The sequence below is a fragment of the Polaromonas sp. P1_E1_2 genome, from assembly GCF_056406035.1.
In genome coordinates this window covers 1-5,604 of the sequence record NZ_JBFUAZ010000254.1, presented here as the reverse complement: position 1 = coordinate 5,604, position 5,604 = coordinate 1, and the positions used below count along the sequence as shown (strand labels likewise).

Genomic DNA, 5,604 nt, shown 5'->3' with positions numbered 1-5,604 from the left:
GTGTGGGACCCCTATCTCTGTCTATGCACAAAGTATGTGCAAGGGACAGGGGCTACGTCCAATTGAATCGGGACACTGCCCTATTCACGGATTGAATGTATGCAAACGCTTGCCTAGGTTGGCTTGTTTCCCATGCTCTCTGGGTGTGCGCTGTAGTCAGCCGCGTGGCGCAGCCAGGCGGGCTCGGCTGCCAGAGCCATGGCCGCCTCCAGCGTGCGGGAGGGCCGGTCGCTGGCCTGCATCATGAAGCCGACAGGCGTCTCCACATCCGGCGTCAGGGGCAGGGCTTCGAGTTCGCGGTAACCCTGAACGGCGCACACCAGCGCGCCTGCCAGCACGCTGCAAACCTCGCCAACGACGACGGTCAGGGCCAGCGTCAGCATGGAATTGGTTTCCATCACGGGCTTGACGGTGACTCCCGCAGCGGCAAACGCGGCATCCACCCGGGTGCGGCTGTGCATGTCGGGTGTCAGCAGGCACAGCGGCAACTTCGCGGCATCGGCCCAGGTCATGGGCGAGCCGAAGCGTAATACATCCGGGCTGGGTTTGGCAGCACGGCGCACCAGGAAATAGCGCTCGATGTACTGCGGCAAGGTGGTCAGCCGCGTATTGCGCGCGCTCAGACGCTCGGTGTAGCCCAGCGCCATGTCCAGCGACAGGTTTTCCAGCCGGGTTTCGATGTCGTGTGAATTGAGGGACAGCACCACCGGTGTGATGCCCGGATGCCGGACGTGCAGCATGGCGGCAAAACGCGCGGCGATGGAGACCGCCGTGGGAACGACGCCAATCGTCAAATGCCCGCGTGGGCTGTCCACTGAGCTGTCGAGCTGTTGCTTGAGGATTTCGCGCTCATGCAGCATGCGCCGGGCGCTGGCGAGGACGCGTTCACCCTCCTCTGTGAACCCAACAAACGCACGCCCGCGGACCACGATGGCAGCGCCGAACTCGTCTTCCAGCGCGCGCAGGGCGTTGGACAAGGCGGGCTGCGTGATGTTGCAGGCCTGCGCCGCGCGGCCGAAGTGCTTGTGCTCGTCAAGCGCGGCCAGGTAACGCAGGGAGGCCAGCAGGTTCATGGCAAGAACGCCTTAAGTGTTCTTGGAGATCGTGATGGTCGGAAACTTGGCGGAGAAATCCTTAGCCTTCGCGGCCACGGTAATGGCCATCTTGCGCGCCACGGCCTTGTAGATGCCGGCGACCTCGCCGTCGGGATCGGCCACCACGGTGGGACGGCCGTTGTCGGCCTGCAGGCGGATCTGGATGTCCAGCGGCAAAGCGCCCAGGTAGTCCATCTTGTAGTCGGCCGCCATTTTCTTGCCGCCGCCTTCGCCAAAGATATGCTCGGCATGGCCGCAGTTGCTGCAGATGTGCACCGCCATGTTTTCGACGATGCCCAGGATGGGCACGCCGACTTTCTCAAACATCTTGATGCCCTTCTTGGCGTCCAGCAGCGCGATGTCTTGCGGCGTGGTGACGATGACGGCGCCCGTCATGGGCACCCGCTGCGAGAGCGTGAGCTGGATGTCACCGGTGCCGGGCGGCATGTCGACGATCAAATAGTCCAGGTCTTTCCAGTTGGTCTGGCGCAGCAGCTGCTCCAGCGCCTGGGTGGCCATGGGGCCGCGCCAGATCATGGCTTCGTCCTGCGCGACCAGGAAGCCGATGGACATGACCTGGATGCCGTAGTTCTCCATCGGCTCCATGTTCTTGCCGTCCACGCTTTCGGGCCGGCCTTCGATGCCCATCATCATGGGCTGGCTGGGGCCGTAGATGTCGGCGTCGAGCAGGCCGACGGTGGCGCCTTCAGCCGCCAGGGCCAGGGCCAGGTTGACGGCGGTGGTGCTTTTTCCGACGCCGCCCTTGCCCGAGGCCACGGCGATGATGTTCTTGACGTTGGGCAGCAGCTGCACGCCGCGCTGCACGCTGTGGCTGGCGATCTTGAAGGTGACGTTGACCGAGACATTGCCGACACCCGGCACCCCCTTGACGGCGGCGATCAGGCTTTTGCGCAGGCCGGCGATCTGGCTTTTGGCGGGGTAGCCCAGCTCGACATCAAACGAAACGTCGCTGCCGCTGAGCTGCAGGTTTTTCAGGGCCTTGGTGCTGACGAAATCTTTGCCCGTATTCGGGTCCAGCACGGTTTGCACGGCGTTCAAGACGGCCTGTTGGTCCAGGGACATGGGGAAATACTCCGTTGAAACTCGTTGAATCTGGGGGCGGCGGTTGGCATGAAGTCTAACGCCGCGCCGCCAGCCCTGGGGTCATGGGGACTTGCCGGGGCAGCCCCAAGGCTGGGCGACTTAAAATCGCGGGTTACCTCTCCCCTAGCCAAAAAGCACCCTTATGTCCCAGCGCCGCCTGTTTGTCACCACCGCCCTGCCGTATGCCAATGGCAATTTCCATATCGGCCACATCATGGAATACATCCAGGCCGACATCTGGGTGCGGTTCCAGCGCATGCAGGGCCACGCGGTGAACTTTGTGGGCGCGGACGACGCCCACGGTGCACCCATCATGATCGCGGCTGAAAAAGCCGGCAAGACCCCCCAGCAGTTTGTGGCCGACATCGCGGCGGGCCGCAAGCCCTACCTGGACGGTTTTCACATCAGCTTTGACAACTGGCATTCGACCGACGGCCCGGAAAACCACCAGCTGGCGCAGCAGATCTACCTGGACCTCAAAAAGGCCGGGCTGATTGAGACCAAAACGATTGAGCAGTTCTTTGACCCTGAAAAAAACATGTTCCTGCCGGACCGCTACATCAAGGGCACCTGTCCCAAGTGCGGGACCAAAGACCAGTACGGCGACAACTGCGAAAACTGCGGCGCGGTGTATGCGCCCACGGATTTGATCAACCCGTATTCAGCTTTGTCGGGCGCGACGCCCGTCCTCAAAAGCTCCGATCACTTTTTCTTCAAGCTGTCCGACCAGCGCTGTGTGGACTTTCTGGAGAAATGGACGCAAGACGGCAAGCTGCAGCCCGAAGTCGCCAACAAGGTCAAGGAGTGGTTCAGCGTTCGTACCAACCCCGACGGCACCCAAAGCGAAGGCCTGGGCGACTGGGACATCAGCCGTGACGCGCCCTACTTCGGCATTGAAATCCCGGACGCGCCGGGCAAGTATTTTTATGTCTGGCTGGACGCGCCGGTCGGCTACCTCGCGTCGCTGAAAAATCTGCTCGAAAAACGCGGCGAAAACTACGACGCCTACATGGCGACGCCGGGGCTGGAGCWGTACCAYTTCATCGGCAAGGACATCGTCAMCTTCCACRCSCTGTTCTGGCCGGCGATGCTGCACTTCAGCGGCCGCAAGACGCCTGACAACGTGTTTGTGCACGGGTTCCTCACGGTGAACAACGGCGAGAAGATGAGCAAGAGCCGCGGCACCGGGCTGGACCCGCTCAAGTACCTGAGCCTGGGCATGAACCCCGAATGGCTGCGCTACTACCTGGCCGCCAAGCTCAATGCGAAGAATGAAGACATCGACTTCCATGCCGATGATTTCATGGCACGGGTCAACAGCGATTTGGTGGGCAAGTACATCAACATCGCCAGCCGCGCCGCGGGCTTTGTCGCCAAGCGCTTTGCCGGCAAGCTGGGCGAAGTGTCTGCCGACGGCACGGCGCTGCTGGACGCCCTGCGTGCCGCAAAGGAAACGATCGAGCCGCTGTATGAAAGCCGCGAGTTTGCCAAGGCCCTGCGCGAAACCATGCTGCTGACGGACCGCGTGAACGCGTATGTGGACCAGAACAAACCGTGGGAGCTGGCCAAGCAGCAAGGCATGGACACGCGCCTGCAGGATGTCTGCACGGTATGCATCGAAGCCTTCCGCCTGCTCACGATCTACCTGAAGCCGGTGTTGCCTGCGCTGGCGACGCAGGTCGAGGAATTCCTGAAAGTCAAGCCGTTGACGTTCGCGGATGCCGCCTCCAGCCTGGGTGATGGCCATGTGATCGGCGACTACAAACATCTCATGCAGCGCGTCGACATCAAACAACTTGAAGCGCTGTTTGAGCCTCCAGCACAGGCAGAACCAGCGCAAGCAGCTACTGATTTGATAGCAGAAGCAACTGTGCCCGGCGGCGAGGCGATTGCGCCCCTGATCACCATCGACGACTTCGCCAAGGTCGATTTACGCATTGCCAAAATCGTCAATTGCGAACCCGTGGAAGGCTCAACCAAGCTGCTGCGCCTGACGCTGGACGCCGGCGAAGGCCGCATGCGCAACGTGTTCAGCGGTATCGCTTCAGCCTATAAGCCCGAAGACCTGGTCGGCAAACTCACGGTGCTGGTGGCCAACCTGGCGCCGCGAAAAATGAAGTTCGGCATCAGCGAAGGCATGGTGCTGGCCGCCAGCCACGCGGATGAAAAAGCCCAACCCGGTATCTATGTGCTGGAACCCTTGCCGGGCGCTACACCGGGCATGCGCATTCACTGAGTTTGCTGCGCAACGCCGCCTGCGTCAGGCCGGTGCCGAATTCCTGGCATCCGCCGCCCCGGCCGCAAAGCGCAGGCCGGTCCCCGAACGGCTGGAAAGCTCGCCAAGCACAAGGCCCAGCGAGTGCAGCAATTGCGTTGCATCGCCTTCCCTGAAGGGCGCTTCGGCCACCGCGACCTTGAACTGCAGCACAGTGTTGGGCGGCAGGCTGGGGCTGTCGGCCAGTCCGCGGGCAATCAGCCGCTGGCCGATGTCGGTAAGCGCCCCGCGCGTCAGGTGCCCCTGCAGGATCAGCACAAAGTCTCCATCACGATGACGGGCAACCGTATCACCCTCTTGCGCAACACTTGTGACACAGGCGCCGGCCTGGACTACCGCGCTTTGTGCCGTCTCCATGCCGTAGTCCTGCCGGATATCCAGGGCGTTGCCCAGCCGGATGCGCACCACCGCGCCCGCACCGGGGTCGCGCTGCTGGCGGATCAGCAGCGCGTCCAGCCGCTGCAGCAGCACGCGGTGGTTGCCCAGGCCGGTCAGCGGGTCGACGCGTGTCAGCGCACCGACGCGCGCCTGGTTGTCGCGCTTTTCCCGGCTGCGCAGGTACAGGGCCATCAGCAGGAAAAGGATTTCCAGGGCGGCACCGATTTGCGCACCGAACTGCGTGGCCGTGCCCAAGGGCATCATGCCCTGCGTGCGCAGGATGGGGAAGATGGAGCCCACGGTGAGGCACACCATCGCAGCCATGATCCAGATACCCACCGCCGGCCGGCGCCACGTGTACCAGGCCGAAACAAAAAGGTAAACGGCGATGCTTCCGATGTAGTAAGGCGTGGCCAGGTTGAAAGACGACTTGTTCCCCAGAGCCAGGAAGGCCAGCACGATCGCAAAGCCCAGAACGGTCATCGCCAGCAGCCCGCGGGAAAGCCAGGGCACATCGCGGTCAACCACCATCTGGCGCAGCACAAGATGCAGCAATGCGGCAGTGGCCAGCGACAGCCCCACGGGCGCGCAGTCGTTCCACCAGGCATTGCGGGGCCAGAAAAATTCCCCTGCCAGGCCGGTCAGCGACAACTGGCCAAGCGCCACGACCAGCACATAACCGGCATACAACAGGTGGATGGAATCACGCCATGAGACCGCGTGGAAAGCGCTCATCAGCGCCATCAACAGCAC

Annotated in this window: 4 protein-coding genes; 1 reads left to right on the top strand and 3 read right to left on the bottom strand. The window is 62.6% G+C overall.

Annotated features, from left to right (window positions below; translation table 11 throughout):
• Positions 1-113 precede the first annotated feature (113 nt).
• Together AC1D1P_RS12900 and apbC are read right to left on the bottom strand one after the other, a co-directional pair.
• Positions 114-1,073: a LysR substrate-binding domain-containing protein gene (locus AC1D1P_RS12900; RefSeq protein ID WP_477669783.1), complete on the bottom strand. Its 960-nt coding sequence runs from the start codon at positions 1,071-1,073 to the stop codon at positions 114-116.
• Between the two features lie 12 nt (positions 1,074-1,085).
• Positions 1,086-2,177, bottom strand: coding sequence for an iron-sulfur cluster carrier protein ApbC (gene apbC / locus AC1D1P_RS12895; protein ID WP_477673258.1), 1,092 nt, complete (start codon positions 2,175-2,177; stop codon positions 1,086-1,088).
• A gap of 163 nt (positions 2,178-2,340) precedes the next feature.
• Between apbC and metG the strand changes: the two genes are divergently transcribed.
• Positions 2,341-4,434, top strand: coding sequence for a methionine--tRNA ligase (metG, locus tag AC1D1P_RS12890; protein WP_477673257.1), 2,094 nt, complete (start codon positions 2,341-2,343; stop codon positions 4,432-4,434).
• Positions 4,435-4,458: 24 nt separating this feature from the next.
• Here the strand turns inward: metG and AC1D1P_RS12885 are convergent.
• Positions 4,459-5,604 (bottom strand): sensor domain-containing diguanylate cyclase (locus AC1D1P_RS12885; protein WP_477673256.1); only part of this gene is annotated, 1,146 nt, incomplete at its 5' end.

What these genes read in the sequence shown, in the direction of transcription:
- AC1D1P_RS12900 (WP_477669783.1), bottom strand. Translation starts at nt 1,073, where the DNA reads ATGAACCTGCTGGCCTCCCTGCGTTACCTGGCCGCGCTTGACGAGCAC.
- apbC (WP_477673258.1), bottom strand. Translation starts at nt 2,177, where the DNA reads ATGTCCCTGGACCAACAGGCCGTCTTGAACGCCGTGCAAACCGTGCTG.